The organism is Marivita geojedonensis (assembly GCF_002115805.1).
Taxonomy (GTDB): domain Bacteria; phylum Pseudomonadota; class Alphaproteobacteria; order Rhodobacterales; family Rhodobacteraceae; genus Marivita; species Marivita geojedonensis.
Genome location: NZ_JFKC01000016.1, coordinates 1 through 16491, shown reverse-complemented (window position 1 = coordinate 16491; position 16491 = coordinate 1). Strand labels below are relative to the sequence as shown.

Annotated in this window: 14 protein-coding genes; 7 read left to right on the top strand and 7 right to left on the bottom strand. The window is 57.0% G+C overall.

Translation table 11 applies throughout. The annotated features are described in order from the left end of the window. Positions 1–62: 62 nt before the first annotated feature. From MGEO_RS14460 to MGEO_RS14450, 3 genes are all read right to left on the bottom strand, one after another. Complete coding sequence (locus MGEO_RS14460; protein WP_085639218.1) at positions 63–893, bottom strand: ABC transporter ATP-binding protein; 831 nt, start codon at positions 891–893, stop codon at positions 63–65. Further along, positions 890–1669, bottom strand: a complete 780-nt coding sequence (locus MGEO_RS14455) for an ABC transporter ATP-binding protein (protein ID WP_085639215.1) — start codon at positions 1667–1669, stop codon at positions 890–892. Before MGEO_RS14455 ends, MGEO_RS14460 begins: the two co-directional genes overlap by 4 nt. Positions 1670–1763: 94 nt before the next feature. Beyond that, a complete protein-coding gene (locus MGEO_RS14450; RefSeq protein ID WP_085639212.1) occupies positions 1764–2960 on the bottom strand; it encodes an ABC transporter substrate-binding protein in 1197 nt (398 codons plus the stop codon). A 271-nt stretch (positions 2961–3231) separates the two neighbouring features. Between MGEO_RS14450 and MGEO_RS14445 the strand changes: the two genes are divergently transcribed. Beyond that, complete coding sequence (locus tag MGEO_RS14445) at positions 3232–4356, top strand: PQQ-dependent sugar dehydrogenase (RefSeq protein WP_085639209.1); 1125 nt, start codon at positions 3232–3234, stop codon at positions 4354–4356. 36 nt (positions 4357–4392) lie between these two features. Here MGEO_RS14445 and MGEO_RS14440 read toward each other — a convergent pair whose 3' ends face one another. Then, complete coding sequence (locus tag MGEO_RS14440) at positions 4393–4950, bottom strand: type III secretion system effector protein (protein ID WP_106299208.1); 558 nt, start codon at positions 4948–4950, stop codon at positions 4393–4395. A 136-nt stretch (positions 4951–5086) separates the two neighbouring features. Then, positions 5087–5977: a cation diffusion facilitator family transporter gene (locus tag MGEO_RS14435; protein ID WP_085639203.1), complete on the bottom strand. Its 891-nt coding sequence runs from the start codon at positions 5975–5977 to the stop codon at positions 5087–5089. A gap of 187 nt (positions 5978–6164) precedes the next feature. Here MGEO_RS14435 and MGEO_RS14430 point away from each other — a divergent pair, with 187 nt between their 5' ends. Next, positions 6165–6584 (top strand): hypothetical protein, encoded by a 420-nt coding sequence (locus MGEO_RS14430; protein WP_085639200.1) that lies wholly within the window; start codon positions 6165–6167, stop codon positions 6582–6584. A 6-nt stretch (positions 6585–6590) separates the two neighbouring features. Here MGEO_RS14430 and MGEO_RS14425 read toward each other — a convergent pair whose 3' ends face one another. Next, the gene (locus MGEO_RS14425) at positions 6591–7595 is read right to left on the bottom strand and encodes a GlxA family transcriptional regulator (protein ID WP_085639406.1); all 1005 of its coding nucleotides are present in this window, start codon (positions 7593–7595) and stop codon (positions 6591–6593) included. Positions 7596–7763: 168 nt separating this feature from the next. On the opposite strand from MGEO_RS14425, the gene MGEO_RS14420 reads away from it, so the two are divergent. After that, positions 7764–9134: a class II 3-deoxy-7-phosphoheptulonate synthase gene (locus MGEO_RS14420; RefSeq protein ID WP_085639197.1), complete on the top strand. Its 1371-nt coding sequence runs from the start codon at positions 7764–7766 to the stop codon at positions 9132–9134. Between the two features lie 71 nt (positions 9135–9205). On the opposite strand, the gene MGEO_RS14415 is transcribed toward MGEO_RS14420, so the two are convergent. Then, positions 9206–9781 (bottom strand): PAS domain-containing protein, encoded by a 576-nt coding sequence (locus tag MGEO_RS14415; protein WP_085639194.1) that lies wholly within the window; start codon positions 9779–9781, stop codon positions 9206–9208. 501 nt (positions 9782–10282) lie between these two features. On the opposite strand from MGEO_RS14415, the gene MGEO_RS14410 reads away from it, so the two are divergent. From MGEO_RS14410 to MGEO_RS14395, 4 genes are all read left to right on the top strand, one after another. Beyond that, positions 10283–10768, top strand: coding sequence for a YbjQ family protein (locus tag MGEO_RS14410; RefSeq protein ID WP_085639191.1), 486 nt, complete (start codon positions 10283–10285; stop codon positions 10766–10768). 508 nt (positions 10769–11276) lie between these two features. Continuing rightward, positions 11277–11777, top strand: a complete 501-nt coding sequence (locus tag MGEO_RS14405; protein ID WP_146132414.1) for a hypothetical protein — start codon at positions 11277–11279, stop codon at positions 11775–11777. Between the two features lie 130 nt (positions 11778–11907). Continuing rightward, entirely contained in the window at positions 11908–13308 is a 1401-nt protein-coding gene (locus MGEO_RS14400) for a hypothetical protein (protein ID WP_085639185.1), read from the top strand. 87 nt (positions 13309–13395) lie between these two features. Beyond that, positions 13396–16149 carry a DEAD/DEAH box helicase gene (locus tag MGEO_RS14395; protein ID WP_085639182.1) on the top strand — a complete coding sequence of 918 codons (2754 nt, stop codon included), beginning with the start codon at positions 13396–13398 and terminating at the stop codon, positions 16147–16149. Positions 16150–16491: the final 342 nt, after the last annotated feature.

Here is a 16491-nt window from a genome sequence, read left to right as displayed (position 1 = left end):
GCGCATCCCCATCTTCTTCTTTTCAAAAATATGCAAATTCCACATCTCCACCGGCGCTCCCGTCATCCGCCAAGGAAGGACCGGCGCACATCCGGGTCCGCAAGAAGATCTTTTCCGGTGCCGGAATACCCGTTCGACCCCTGCACAAGCACATAGCCCTTGTCCGCGATCTCCAGCGCCTGCCGGGCGTTCTGCTCCACCATGAGGATCGAAATGCCCGTCCGCGCCACTTCGATGATCCGGTCAAAGAGTTCGTCCATGACGATAGGCGACACACCCGCTGTCGGTTCGTCCAGCATGAGCACCTTGGGCTGAGTCATCAGCGCGCGACCTACGGCCACCTGCTGACGCTGACCACCGGACAGCTCACCTGCAGGCTGGTTTCGCTTTTCCCGCAGGATCGGGAACAGCTCGTAAACCTGCTCCATTGTACTGCGGAAATCGTCCTCGCGGATGAACGCACCCATCTCGAGATTTTCCTCGACCGTCATCGACGTGAAGATGTTCGATGTCTGTGGGACAAAGCCCATTCCGTTGCGCACCCGCGCCTGCGGCGTCAGCGCGGTGATGTCCTGACCGTCCAGAAGCACGCGGCCCTGCCGAAGGTCGAGCATCCCGAAAACGGCTTTCATGGCAGTGGATTTGCCGGCGCCATTGGGTCCGACAATCACCGCGATCTCACCGCGTTCAACGGCAATGGTGCAGTCATGCAGGATATCCGGTCCCGCCTTGCCATAACCGCCGGTCATGTTCTCGCCAATCAGGAACGGCCCGTCTTTGCCCGGCATGGGATGTTCCTGCGTGCCCGACGCCGTCAGGGTGCCCTGACCATGCGGATTGGTGATCGACGCGTCCTTATTCCCGCGGGCGTCCTGATACGGGTTGTCGCTCATCCGACCGCTTCCTTGTTCTTCAGCCCGGTGCCCAGATAGGCCTCGATCACGCGTTCATCGGCCTTGATCTCGTCGATCGTGCCTTTCGAGAGTACCTTGCCCTCGGCCATCACGATCACCGGATCACAGAGCCGCCCGATGAAATCCATGTCATGTTCGATCATGCAGAACGTGTAGCCACGTTCCTTGTTGAGCCGGATGATCGCGTCACCGATAGTATTGAGCAGGGTGCGATTCACCCCTGCGCCCACCTCGTCCAGAAAGACGATGCGCGCATCGACCATCATGGTGCGGCCCAGCTCCAGCAGCTTCTTCTGACCCCCCGACACCTGACCCGCCTTGTGGTCAGCCAGATGTTCGATGGTCAGGAATTCCAGCACCTCGTCCGCCTTGGCCCGCAGCGCTCGCTCCTCGTCCGCGATGCGCTTGCGCCCGAACCATGTGTTCCAGAGTGTCTCGCCGGTCTGTTCTCCGGGCACCATCATCAGGTTCTCGCGGCAGGACATGGATGCGAATTCATGCGCAATCTGGAAAGTCCGCAGCAGACCTTTGTGAAACAGAACATGCGGCGGCAGTCCGGTGATGTCCTCGCCCGCCATCAAGACCTGTCCAGAGGTCGGTGGAAGAACGCCCGCTACAACATTGAAAAGTGTGGTTTTTCCGGCGCCATTGGGGCCTACGAGCCCGGTGATGGAGCCAGTCTCGATTTCGAGTGTGGCACCATCAACCGCACGGAACCCGCCGAAATGGCGGTGTAGGTTTTTCACCTCGATCATCGTCTATCCCTGTGGCGGTTGGTTTTGTTCCGCCTTTTATAGTGAAACGGCGCGGGATGACTCCCGCGCCGCCTGTTGGTCAAATGCTTGACGATCAGCGGTAGCCGACAACCTTGAGCGCGCCACCCTCCACGGTGAACTCCGCGTAGGAGCCGGACGCTTCACCCGGCTCGACCAGCTCGACGCCTGTTGCGCCCTGATAGTCGACGTCACCGCCGCCCGCGATGATCTCGAGCGCCTTGCCCAGTTCACCCGGCAGGATCGGCTCGCCCGGAGCGTTGGCGACGTGGAAGACGTGCGAGGCGTAGTCACCCGGCTCTTTCGAACCGGCGGCTGCCATGGCCAGCAGCATCAGCGCCGCCGCGTCATAGGATTCACCGGCGTAGACGGAAGTGCCGTCGATGCCCGCTGCTGTTGCCATTTCGGCGAACATGGCCGCACCGGCGTTGTCGGAGCCGGGGGCGGTGCCGATCATGCCTTCGATGTCGCTACCGAAGCGCTCGGCCAGCGAGTCACCGATCATACCGTCACCCATGGCAAACATGTCGAACGCACCTGTGTCCAGCGCGCCCTGAATGATGCCTGCACCACCCTGATCGACATAGCCCAGAACGACCAGCGCATCGCCACCTGCAGACGCCAGCGCGCCGACTTCGGCAGAGTAATCCGCCTTGCCGTCTTCATGCGGCGCCGACAGGGTCACAGAACCGCCTGCGGCTTCGTAAGCCGCCTGAAACGCGTCGGCAAAGCCTTTGCCGTAGTCGTTGTTGGTATAGGTCACAGCCGCGCTGTTGATCCCTTTTTCAACGAGGATGTTGGCCAGAACTTCACCCTGACGCGCATCGGACGGCGCGGTACGGAAGAACAGGCCGTTGTCTTCAGCCGCCGACAGGGCAGGGGACGTGGCAGACGGGGAAATCATCACCATGCCGTTCGGCACCGCGACGTTCGCCAGAACCGCGCCGGTCACGCCCGAGCAGTCCGCGCCCATGATGCCCATTACGCCGTCGCTGGTGATCAGACGCTCTGCAGCCGCAGTCGCTGCGGCGCTGTCAACGCAGGTCGAGTCTGCGCGGACCGGGGTCACGGTGGCACCGCCCAGAAGCTGCCCGCTTTCAGACACTTCTGCCATCGCAATCTCGGCACCTGCTGCCATCGCCGGAGTCAGGGATTCAATCGGGCCGGTAAAGCCCAGAATGATGCCCATCTTGATCTCGTTCGAATGGCTGCCGGCAAATGCCGCGCCCGCAAGCAGCGCACCCGCCGCCGTGGCTGTGAGAAACTTTTTCATGTATACACTCCCATGTTGGAACATCGTTATGTTCTGGCGCAGACGATATTCAGATGGCGGGGAAAAGAAAAGACCCGTCGCAATGCGGCCCGCGCCAGCACATTGCGGAAAATCAATGCCTTACGGGAAAGCCTTGAGCGGCTGAGAAACTTTTTGCGTTGGCAGGGCACCGCTCACATCTGCGTTGGCGCGCTTGCCGTAACGGCAGCTGCACCCATATCCGAAGAACAACCGGGCTCCACAGCAACAGTCTCAAAGCAAAGGTGTGACCATGCCAATCCTGCGTTCGCTCTCTCTGTCTCTGATCCTCGCCGCAGCGCCTCTGGGCGCGATGGCACAGGTTGCATCCGAGACCCTGCAGACCAGCGCCGGGCCGGTTCAGGTCTCGGCCGTGGTCACCGGTCTTGATACGCCTTGGGCGTTCGGTTTTTTACCAGATGGTAAAATCGTTCTCACCGAACGCGACGGGTCCGTGCTGCTTGTCACGCCGGGCGCGGCCGCCGTGACGCTGCGCAACCCGCCGGAGGTCTATCTGGACGGTCAGGGCGGTTTGCTCGACGTGCTCGTGCCGCGGGATTTCGCGCAAAGCCGCACGCTGTTCTTCACTCATGCGAAACAGCAGGGGCGCGGAAGCGGAACGGCGGTCACCAAAGCCGTCCTGAGTGAGGACGGAACAGCGCTGAGCAGGCACGAAACGATTTTCGAAATCGCGCCCGGATCAAGCGGCGGGCGCCACTTCGGATCGCGCCTGGTCGAAGCGCCTGATGGCACGCTTTTCCTGACCGTCGGAGACCGGGGAGACCGCCCCTCGGCGCAGGACCGCAGCTTGCACAATGGTTCGGTTCTGCGGATCACCAAGGATGGTGAAGTACCTGCGGACAACCCTTTTGTGAACACAGCAGGCGTCCAGTCCGAAATCTGGTCCTACGGGCATCGCAACCCTCAGGGCGCGGCGATCGATGCCTCGGGTCAGCTGTGGGTCAACGAACACGGCGCGCGCGGTGGTGACGAAGTGAACCGCATCCGCAAGGGCGCGAATTACGGCTGGCCGGTCATTGCGTATGGCCGCCACTATTCCGGCATGTCGATCGGCGAGGGAACCGAAAAGCCCGGAATGGAACAGCCTGAAACCTATTGGGATCCGTCCATCGCACCTTCGGGAATGGCCTTTTATGATGGCAGCCAGATGTCCGACTGGGCCGGTGACATGTTCGTTGGGTCACTCAAATTCGACTACATCTCCCGGCTGGAAGGGTCGCCGCTGCGCGAGGTCGAACAGATCAGTGGAGACAGCACCCTGCGTGTCCGGGACGTACGGCAGGGACCGGACGGCGCGCTGTGGTTTCTGAGCGTCGGAAATGGCGCGCTCTACCGCCTGGCAGGCATTGGGTCATAAACGACCCGTCCGGATAACCCGAATAGCTGATGCTGGTCAGGCGGTGTGACCGTAATACCAGCGTATTCCTTCGTTGTGGCCAAGCTGCCGAAGCTCGGTGATGACAACGGTCTCGATGCCACCGACCACGTTGTCTTCCTGCGGTGAACCCACGGTTTTCATGGCTTGCCGGTATCCGTCGCGGTCGCCGAAGAACTGATACGCGTGGCCAAGCTCGTGAATGAGCGCGATGGCTGGAGACAGTGTTCCGTATTCCCGGATCTGCCGGGACTTGCGCCAGAAAAGCCCATAGCGCTCCTTCTTGTTGCGGACCCAGGCGGCGTTTGGTCGTTCACGAGGGCTGTCGAACACGTCAAGCGACATGTCCGGGTTCCATTCGACGATACCGCCATCGATACCGTCATCCGCTTTGGGGTGGCGGTATTTCGGCTCAATGTCGGAGCCGATCTTGATCATGACCCGTTCCGGCAGGTCACTGAGTTCTTCCAGTATGGACCGCGCCATATCAGAGCCACGCAGATACGCGACCGCATCGCGGAAATGCGTCCGCGCCTCTCCCGCACTCATACCCTGTCCCGATACTGCAAACGCCATCGTGTGCCCTCCCCGAGCTGCCAGCCATGCGATTGTCGCCAGCTGGGTGATGTCTCGGGCATGGTAGCGCAATTCAGGGCAAATCCGAAAATTTATCCGAACAGGGATGGATTCTTGAAGAACGGTCCGTAAATGTTCAATCTAAAACAACAATTCCGGTGTGCTTCTGTTTGTGTTCGGGCTCGACGTGGATCGTCACGCGGCTGTCGGGAACGGCTTTGCCGATTGCCGCCTCGATCCGGTCGCAGATTTCATGCGCGTCGAACACGGTCATGTCGCCGGGAACCACCAGATGAAATTCGACAAAGGTCGCCTGACCGGCGTGCCGGGTGCGCAGGTCATGCGCCTCGACGGCACCCTCGGCCGCGTCCGAGATCGCATCCCGGATCCGCGACAGCGAGTCTTCGGACACCGCTTCATCCATCAGTCCGCTCAACGAAGCCTTCACGACGCGGGACCCGGACCACAGGATATTCACTGCCACCAACGCCGCCATGATCGGATCGAAGAGCCACCATCCGCTGACCATGGCAAGCAGCACGCCACCCGCCACACCGACCGACGTGACCACATCGGTCCACAGATGTTTGCCATCGGCCACAAGGGCAGGGGACCGCAACTTGCGCCCCTGACGGATAAGGATATAGGCCCAGAACGCGTTTATGGCCGTTGCCCCTGCGTTGATCAGCACCCCCTCGAGCGGCGCATCAAGCGCGCGGGGGTTCAGAAAACCCTCATAGGCTTCCCGCAGGATGAACAGCGCTGCAATGATGATCATGACGCCTTCGAGAACGGCGCTGAAGAACTCGGCCTTGTGATGACCGAAGGGATGATTTGAATCCGCAGGCCGTTGCGCAACCTGGATGGCCACCAGAGCCGCCAACGCGGTTGTCAGGTTGACGGTGCTCTCAAGCGCATCCGACAGAAGCGCCACAGAGCCCGTGAGCCACCACGCCAGAACCTTGAGCCCAAGGACCACACCGCCAATCAGTAGGCTTCCAACAGCAAGTTTGATCGCGGCGGACATGACGTTCCCCTTGAATTGCGCCCGCTTTACAAGGGCAGGGCGGATCGCTCAACCCACTGATTTTGCAGTTGATAATGACTTGCAATCCCGGTGCCGGAACACCTGCCCACAAGATCGCGGTGTCAGCGATTGCTTAGATGGATGGGCGGAGTCACACTCACATGGTGAACCTTCGAAGGAACATCCCATGAAACCTTTTGTTTTCAGCTGCATGGCAGCGATTTCTCTGGTCCTTGCGCAGGGGGCGGCAGCCCAGGACGGCGTGTTCCGTGACTATGATGAACTGCGCAGCACTCTGGACCAGTACATGACATCGCGTGACATCAAATCCGTGATGCTGAGGTTCGGCGGCGCAGACGAGATGACGATTCAGCAACTGGACGATCTGCAGGGTCGCGTTCGGCAGATCTTCCCGCAGGACTTCACCGAGGTCGCGCTGGTGCGCCGCAACGAGATGGAAAACGGCTGGGCACAGGAGTTGATCTCATACCGGAGCGGGATCAGCTACATCTTTGCGTATCTGGTACTGCATCAGTTGGACGATGCGATCGTCAGCGTGAATTTTCAGTTCAACACCGACTTCAACGACTTGAACGCCCAGTTCTGAACGGGGTTACACCGAAAGGCGCGACGCGTGCGCTCCGCGTTCGCGGTAGGGCGTGGTTTCGTAATGCGCCCTGTAGCATTTCGAGAAATGCGACGGTGAGGCAAAGCCGCAGGCCAGCGCCACATTGATCACGCTCATATCCGTCTGCATGAGCAGGTTGCGCGCCTTCTGAAGGCGCAGTTCCATGTAATACCGCTTCGGACTGCGGTTGAGATAACGGCGGAACAGGCGCTCCAGCTGCCTCGTGGACATGCCAACCTGTTGCGCCAACACCGAGGGGCTGATCGGCTCTTCGATATTCTGCTCCATCATCTGGATGACTTTGGACAGTTTCGGATGACGCACGCCGATGCGGGTTGGCACGGAGAGCCGCTGCGTGTCCTGATCGGTGCGGATCGAGTTGTAGATCAGCTGATCCGCGACAGCGCCCGCCAGTTCCTCGCCGTGATCGTCCGCGATGATCTTGAGCATGAGATCCACTGATGCGGTGCCGCCGGCGGTGGTGATCCGACTGCCATCAACCACGAAGATCGACTTCGTCAGTGTCACTTCCGGGAACTCTTCGGAAAAGCTGTCCTGGTTTTCCCAGTGGATCGTTGCCCGCTTGCCGTCCAGCAATCCTGCTGTCGCAAGCGTGTAGGCAGCGGTGCACAACCCGCCGATCGACAGGCCACGCCGGGCTTCGCGGCGCAGCCAGTTGATCACGCGCTTGGTTGTCGCTTTCTGCACGTCGATCCCGCCGCACACGATCACGACATCATCGCGGTTCAGCTCGATAAGGTCGGAATCAAGCTGGAATGACACACCTGCCGAACAGGTTATCGCCTCTCCACCTTCTCCGATGATCGTCCAGTCATAGAGCTTGCGGTTGGCCATCCGGTTCGCAATGCGCAGCGATTCAACCGCTGCCGCAAAACACAGCATGGTGAATTCCGGCAGCAGAACAAACACAAACCGGCGGGGTCTGTTTGGCACGTGATCGAGTTCAACGGTCTGGCGTGTCGGTAGCATATTCAAGTGACCTTCGGCTGTGCTCTTCGGCACGTTGCAGGTCACAAGGTCAGAAGTGACGCCCGGGGTCAAGGCATCGGGGGCGATTCCTTACTGGTCAGACCGGAGCGGTTTCTGTATAGCGGGCCCGCTAACGCTAACTTACTTGGATTGACCGGAGTAGAGACGATGACCGAGTGGCAAAAATCAGGCTGGCGCGCGAAACCGCGGGTGCAGATGCCTGAGTATACGGATCAGGCAAAGCTGGAGGCTGTCGAGGCCCAGCTGTCGAAGTATCCGCCGCTGGTCTTTGCGGGCGAAGCGCGAAAGTTGAAAAAAGCGCTGGGTGCGGCATCGCGCGGCGAGGCGTTCCTGCTTCAGGGCGGCGATTGCGCCGAAGCCTTCGATCAGTTCAGCGCGAACTCCATTCGCGACACCTTCAAGGTGATGTTACAGATGGCGATGGTCCTGACCTTCGGCGCCAAGGTGCCCGTGGTCAAGGTGGGCCGGATGGCCGGTCAGTTCGCCAAGCCGCGGTCCGCGCCGACCGAAGTTGTGGATGGTGTGGAGCTGCCCAGCTACCGCGGCGACATCATCAACGAACTGGCCTTCACACCCGAAGCACGGATTCCCGATCCGGCGAAGATGCTGCAGGCCTATACGCAGGCGGCCGCAACGCTGAACCTGCTGCGCGCGTTCTCGACCGGTGGTTATGCCGATGTGCATCAGGTGCACCAGTGGACGCTTGGCTTCACCGACCGCGAGGAATCGGAAAAGTACCGCGACATGGCGAACCGGATCAGCGACACGCTGGATTTCATGAAGGCCGCCGGTCTTGATTCCGACCGCGAACCGTCGCTGCAGACGGTGGATTTCTACACCAGCCATGAATCGCTGCTGCTCGAGTATGAAGAAGCGCTGACGCGTCAGGATTCGACCTCCGGCAAGTGGTTGGCCGGCTCCGGTCACATGATCTGGATCGGCGACCGCACCCGTCAGCCGGATGGCGCGCATGTGGAATTCGCACGCGGCGTTCTGAACCCGGTGGGGCTCAAGTGCGGGCCGACCACAACAGCCGAAGATCTCAAGGTCCTGATGGCAAAACTGAACCCCGAGAACGAAGCGGGCAAGCTGACGCTGATCGCGCGGTTCGGTGCGGGCAAGGTGGCCGAGCATCTGCCGCGTTTGATCAAGACCGTGGCCGAAGAAGGGGCCAACGTAACTTGGGTCTGTGATCCGATGCACGGCAACACGATCAAGTCGTCCACCGGGTACAAGACCCGTCCGTTCGATGCGGTTCTGCGCGAGGTCAAGGAATTCTTCGCGGTTCACAATGCCGAGGGCACCGTTCCCGGTGGTGTGCATTTCGAGATGACCGGTCAAGATGTGACCGAATGCACCGGAGGTGTCCGGGCGGTGAGCGAGGAAGATCTGAGCGACCGCTACCACACAGCCTGCGATCCGCGTCTCAACGCATCGCAATCTCTGGAACTGGCCTTCCTCGTGGCTGAGGAACTGACCTCGCGGCGCGAGGCACAGTCGGCAGCAAAAGCGGGCTGATCCCCGCAAAAACGATTTGAAAAGGCGCGCCGGATCGGTGCGCCCCTTCCTGTTTCCAGGTCACCCACTCTTCAAGGTCGCCCATTGTCGACCACGAGGCGCAACCTGGGGCGTGGTGTTTCACACCTCAATCGTTTCGGCCTCTCGCTGGCAACAATCGCCACGTCATCAAACCGGACCGGTGCCGCGGGTCCGGCACCGGACACGACAAGGCAGCCCAGCAGGTGCATCACCCGTGCCTCTTCGTTGCACAGCGGATAGAGAGTCATGCGCGCGGTGATCGATCTTTGGGAGGCGCAAAGCTCGATCTCAAGGCTTTGACCCGTCTCAAAACAGTCGCGCAGTCCGGCATCGAACCGCGACCGGGCCGAGGGTGTGAGGATCATTGACAGCAGAACCCCCGCCACGTCCTCACCGAACACCTGCGCCACGGCACCCCCGGCGACACGCAGCCGCGCGTGGCACGCGCCGATACGATCTGCCAGGAATGCGTATTCCAAGGCATCCTGAATGGCGGCCGGATCAATCTGTGACCTGCGCGGGAGGTGTCCGCCGCACGCCAGCCCGGTCCAATAGCTCTCGATAGTCCGTAACGCCTGCGTTCCATGCAGCCGCAGACGCATGTCGGTCAGTGGATTGCCGATCATCCTTCATGTCCCACCCGTTATTCCCGCGCGAACGCTAGCACGGGCGGGCCGCAATTTGGCCCAGAGTCTTAACAAATGGTTCGTACACGATCACTATTTTTCAATATGTTAGGCAATTACATAGGGTCCACAGGGGTGTTTTCTATAGGGTCCATTTGACAGCGAGTCACCCGTGCCTCACCTTCGTCACTCCCATGACCCGCCTTGCTTCGATCACGAACAACCACCTAGCCCTCACCTGTGGCGTTTGCGGACACACGAGTCTCATCCCTGTGACTTTGCTCATTGAACGTCTTGGAAGAGAGGCCAGTGTACACCACGCGGTAAGCAAGTGTCGCTGTAGCCAGTGCAAAGCCCTTGGGGAGGCTGAGTTCAGGATCGTGTACGTGGGTGGCTCTGGTGACGCGCTGCTTGGTGGGGAACAGGGAAACAAACATCCGAAGCCCACTGGTAGGATGTCTATTGAGATGAAAGAGTGACTAGCGAAATGGGAGGTAGGGCATGGCTAGTTGTTCGGTATGCGGAAAGGAACTTGGTCTATTCGGTGGAAACCGAGGGATGTGCCAAGAGTGCTTTCTTGAAAGTGTCGGCACCAGTTCGCCTGATCAAGTCAAGCAGAGGAAACTTGAACATGCACAGCTTAACGCAGCAATCGAAGCCATAATGCTAACCACGGAGGCTTATCCGCAGGGCATTAGTATCACCAAACGTATCGAAGTTGTAACCGCTGAATGTGCTTTTGGTATGCACATATTCAAGGATCTGTTTGCCAGTGTTCGTGACATCGTAGGTGGGAGATCTGAGGCTGTACAAAATACCCTAAGAGACGCCCGCCGCACTACTTTGTATGAACTCAAAAAGGAGGCTTATGAGGTTGGTGCCAATGCGGTTGTTGGCGTTGATCTGGACTACGTGGAATTGAGTGCCGTGGGGACCATGGTAATACTGGTTGCTTCGGGAACCGCTGTGACGATTGAAGAGGCTTGATCATCCCGATGGAAGAAACCTAAGCCAGACGGAACCGTTGAATTAACATGACTTATCACACGGAGCGTGCGACGGTGCCGAGTGGGCAAGTTTCTTGCGTTACTCCCGTTTCGCAGGTGTGGTTACCTCTTCACCTGAGGCCTGCCCACACAATTCCCATCAGAATGGCCGTAGGCTTGCCTCAGAGGCCGAATTAGGGGCGTTCAAGGGTCAATACGACAAGGACACCTAAGGCGCCTAGAATAGTCCTATGAGGCTTGGAGAGCGTAACTGAGCGGCCTTTGGGGTTGTGGAACTGTGTAAGGGGAAATGTAGCTATGGATCCCCTTTCGCATCGTAACAGTGGATGACAAGGCTCCTTTTGGTTCACCTGAGAACGTTTCACAGGCATGACGTCTGCACCACATGAGACGATCCCGGCCCCGGCGATCACGGAATAACGTATAGGTTGTGTTGCAATTATGCACTAGCCCTTGACGTGTGGCGGTGGCCATCCCATCTGTTCCACATGGAGACACACGAGCATCCCTGCGCACTCACGACTGTGCCATCTGACCCGTCCCTTGAGTATCTGGGGTGTCAGATCAATGGTCACGATGAAGCTGGTCGAAAGCACGAAGGCAGGGCTGAGGATCAGTACAGGTCTGCTGGGTTGCTTCTGTTGCAGGCTAAGGAGCAGATCAAAGGGAAGATGACGTTTCCTGAGTTTCTCGAACGCTATTGCACCATCAAGAAGTCCAGAGCCTACGAGTTGATCGCTATCGCTGAGGGCAAGGCCACGTCCAAGGGGATTAACGACAAAAAGCGGGAAGCCAACAAAAGGCACCGTGAGAAGCAGGCTGCGAGTGGATCCACTGAAGACCCACGTTGTCCATACGATATGGACGGTGGACGCCAAAAGCTGCTCTGGCAGATCAATGGTATCCTCAAAGATCAAGACGAGCCGACACTGGAGCATGTGCTGGCCTACGTCGAGACACTGGACGATGTGCTGGAGGAAGCTGCGTAGGATGCCTCGTAGAGCAGCCAGAAAGCGCCGAATAGGGGGGCTTGGGGTTCTTCAAGGGGTAAACCGCCCGAGAGACCTCAACGCCCCTTAAAACGCCATTTTTTCCCAGTGAATTTCGAAAGGAAGTCGCATGAACCAGCATGCCGATATCAAGATACCTATGTCTCACCGATACCATCCCACGAGGGAACCCCGGAACGAGATAGCTACCATCCTATGTGATCTGTTTCTTGAGGAGTTTTCGTTCCCAAGGAGTGGCAAAAGAGGCAAGTCCTACACCATCGCTGTCGCATCCCTCTTGTATGCCTGTCAGACCTCTCACGGGCGTGTAGGAGTTGCCCGGAAAGCTGCTGCTTGGTCTCAGTATCCCTTGGTAGGAAAGGATATCGGTCCCAGGGTCATTGATGCCTTTGCCCAGCGCGGGTTCATCACACTTGTGCCCGACACAGGTACCGTTGGCTTCTATCAGGATGACATGGATCAGTGGAAAGCGAACCCCACGCTATCGGTCTATGACGTCAACACAGCAGCCTTCCCCAAGGACTTGGCTGATGCACGGTTCATGGAAGCCACATGTGAGTTGGTGCAGGTGAATGTTATCGAAAGCCGTCAACAGCGTGCCTACAGGGAGGCACATGGGTATCGAAAGAAGCGACTTACGAAGAAGGTGGCAAGGGAACGATTTGGTGATGATTTCCGGGCTGCGCAGGTTCGAGTGGAACAACAAAACCAGTATTGGTCAGATCACCCACTCGTGTTTCCCAATGGGGATGCCGCCTGCTGTGCTACCCGGATATTCCATGACGAAAGCTTAATCTCGGGGGGACGCTTGTATGGCATGTGGACCAACATGAGTGGCCCGGAGCGGAGGCAGGCAACAATCGATGGGGAACCTGTTGTTGAGATCGACATCAGGGGATCACAGCCAACCCTTTTGAACTCCCTTCTGGGGTACAAACTCAATGGGCTTTCCCCAAGTGGCACATGGTTTGATGTCTACACCCAGATCACAGGCCTAACATTCTACTACGAGGATATGGATAAAGCCCGTGAAGTGGCCAAAGGGGTCTGCATGGATCTTATTGGCTCAGGCAACCCACAGAAACGTTCTCCATCGCGAGACCTCAAGAAGAACACAGGGGTTACCCAAGAGGACTTTGAGCACTTTCGTGACGCCATGCTTAAGGCCATCCCGGGATTAAACGACATGGAGCCTAGGTTTGATGATAGGGGGGATGTTTCGGGGTACATCAATGGAGCTGGGTACCTACCGTTCCATGAGTCTGAAATGATCCTACAAACACTTGAGGCTCTCAGGGATCAAAACGTTCCCGCATACCCTGTGCATGATAGCCTAATCGTTAAAGAGTCTGATGTTGTTGTAGCTGCGCAAACCTTGAGGGGAACGATTTGTAACTACTGTGAGCAACAGTCGGGCCTCAGGGTCATGGTTCCTATCACGGTAAAGGATACAGGGGGTCTTAGGATTGATCTTCTACATGAGGATGATCGTAAGGGGTATTATCCATAATGAGACAATACATTTGGAGGCCCCTGGGTCCATATAGCGAACGATTTGAGAACATCTTGCCTCTGCAATCATGTAACCTGACAACCAATGGCTGACTTCGATACTTTCATCCAATCACTGAGACAGGAGCCTAACTACGGCAAAGCCTTCGAGGTTTTCGTGAAGTGGTTCCTGAAGAAAGACCCCGAGTGGTCAACTCAGGTGGACGAGGTTTGGTTGTGGGACGAATGGCCTGACAAATGGGGTCCAGACTGTGGCATAGACCTCGTGTTCAGGCACCGCAACGGCGACATCTGGGCTGTCCAAGCCAAGTGCTACGATCCGGCTAGTTCGATCTCTAAGAAGAGCATGGACAGCTTCCTCAGTGAGAGTGGTAGGTCGGTTATAGACAAGCGGCTCTTGATTGCATCCACAGATCGCATCAGCCCAAACGCCAAAAGAGTCTGCAATTCAGAAGACCAAGACAAATCCGTGACGCTACATCTGCTCAAGGACTTGCAAGCTGCAGCCGTTGATTACCCTCAGACCTATGCCGATCTTCCCAAAGCAGGGCCAAAACCAAAGCCAAAACCACGGGATCACCAGCTAGAAGCCATCGATGCGGTCGCAAAGGGGTTTAACACAAACGACCGTGGTCAGATGATCATGGCGTGTGGCACGGGTAAGACGTTTACAACCCTGTGGGTGAAGGAAAGGCTCAACGCAAAATCCACTCTGGTTCTTGTTCCCTCGTTGAACCTGCTGTCTCAAACCATGAGAGAATGGACTTGGGCATCCAAAGAAGACATCGAAGTTCTGAACGTTTGCTCTGACAAGTCAGTTGGTCGTCAATCGGAGGACATGCGTACGTCAGACGCCCCGTTCCCCGTAACATCTGATGTATCTGAGATTGCGGCATTCCTATCCAGACCAGACCCCAAGGTGGTCTTCTGCACCTATCAATCATCTGACCTCATCGCACAAGCGCAAGGAGATACAAGCGTTCCCTCGTTCGATCTAACTATCGCGGATGAAGCCCATAGGTGTGCAGGAAAGGCCGATGCTGGTTTTGCCTCGGTATTGGACGGCGAGAAGATCAGGTCCAACAAACGGCTGTTCACAACTGCAACGCCTCGTATCTTTGGAAAGTCTGTTCGGGATGCCGCAAAGGCCCGTGATGTCGAAATCCTGAGTATGGATGATCCAGAGGTATTCGGACCTGAGTTACACAGGCTGACCTTTGGTGAGGCGATAGAACGTGATCTGCTGACAAACTACCAAGTTGTGGTCGTAGGTGTTGATGAACCGATGGTGGCCGAGTGGATCGACCAAGGAGAACTGCTCCAGTTCAGACCTGACATACACACAGATGCTAGATCGCTGGCGGCAAAGATTGCGCTGATCAAAGCTATCCGTGACTATGACCTCCAGAGGGTGATTTCCTTCCACAGTCGAGTGAATGCGGCCAAGCAGTTCTCGCAAGAGGTCTCGGACATTATTGAGTTAGTGCCAGAAGTGGATCGACCCAGTGGTTCCATGTGGTCAGACTATGTCTCTGGGGCGATGCCAACCGGGGAACGCACAAGGAAGATCGGTAAGCTAAAGACCCTCGAAGACGATCAGCGGGGCATCCTTACCAACGCCCGATGCTTGTCTGAAGGGGTTGATGTACCTGCATTGGATGGGGTTGCCTTTATCGACCCAAGAGGCAGTCAGGTGGACATTATTCAAGCCGTCGGACGTGCCATCCGAAGGAGCGAAGGCAAGAAGGTTGGGACGATTGTCCTTCCAGTGTTCATCGAGTCCGGGGACAACGCAGAAGACCAGATCGAGCAAAGTGTATTCAAGCCGGTTTGGGACGTTCTGAAGGCATTGAGATCACACGATGAGGTTCTTGCGGACGAACTCGACAACTACCGGACTGAGATGGGTCGCAAAGGGGCGGAAAAGGTCGAGATCAAGCCTGAGAAGATCGTGTTTGACCTGCCTAAGTCCGTGAATGCGTCTTTCTCAGAGGCAATCAAGGTTCAACTGGTGGAGGAGACTACTGCGTCTTGGGAGTTCTGGTTTGGCCTCTTAAGCGGTTACTCGCGAACACAAGGACACTGCAATATTCCAGCGAGATATGTCGACGCCAGTGGCAACAGGTTAGGGCAGTTTGTTAACATTCAGAGGACGAGAAGAGAGGCGTTGCTTCCAGAACGGATCGAGAAGCTGGAAGCGCTAGATGGATGGACATGGGCTCCATTCGAAGACCAGTGGCAAATGGGTTTTGCAAACTTGTGTCAGCACGTAACGCAATTCGGAACAGCAAATGTTGAAAAAGCCTTTGTTTCTCGAGACGGTTTCAAGCTTGGTCAGTGGGTTCACACAAACCGTCAAAATGAGAGGAAAGGGCGTCTCACTGCAGAGAAGAAACGAAAACTGGAAAAATTGCCCGGCTGGGTGTGGAACACCAGAAGATCCAAGTGGCAGGAGTCTTTTGAGTTGACCCGTGAGTATGTTGCCCAGGGAAACTCGGTTTACGGAATCAAAGGTTCACATCCATTCAAAGGTTTGGATGTCAACAAATGGATACAAAAGCAGAGAGCCAACCGAAATAAACTAGACGATCAGCAAATCCAGCTTCTGGAAAGCCTTAATGGCTGGGCGTGGAACAGTCGTGATGCCGCTTGGGAGCGAGGCTATGCAGAGTTGTTGGCCTACATCAATGAAGTCGGGAATGGTTCGCCAAAACAAAAATACATTTCTGCAACTGGATTCAGGTTAGGCAGTTGGGTCAACAACCAAAGGAGCAAAAAGAACTCGCTAACCAACGATAGGAAGAATCGCTTGGAAGCTTTGGTCGGTTGGCGATGGTGATCGCTGGGCGAATAACTTTGGTTTCACCAAGAGGACCACAAACTCCGCCCATCAAAACCGTTCTTGGGCTTTCTGGAGGGTCCCATGTCTTTGTCTGAGGTAGGCAATCAAATCCAACAAGGTTGAAATCACCCTATAGATGTGTTGCGCTTAGATCAGATCGCCTTTGCCAAGGAGCCATTAAACATGGAGTCCATTAAGCCTATGAAGTTGCAATTGGTCACTGCTACAGCCTTCGTCTCGGCCGTTGTGTTCAACGGGTACTCTGCTTCTGCTCAGGAGATGTCTGCCAGAGCCCTACTTGGTTGTTTAGAGGTTCAATCGGACGATGAACGTTTAGGG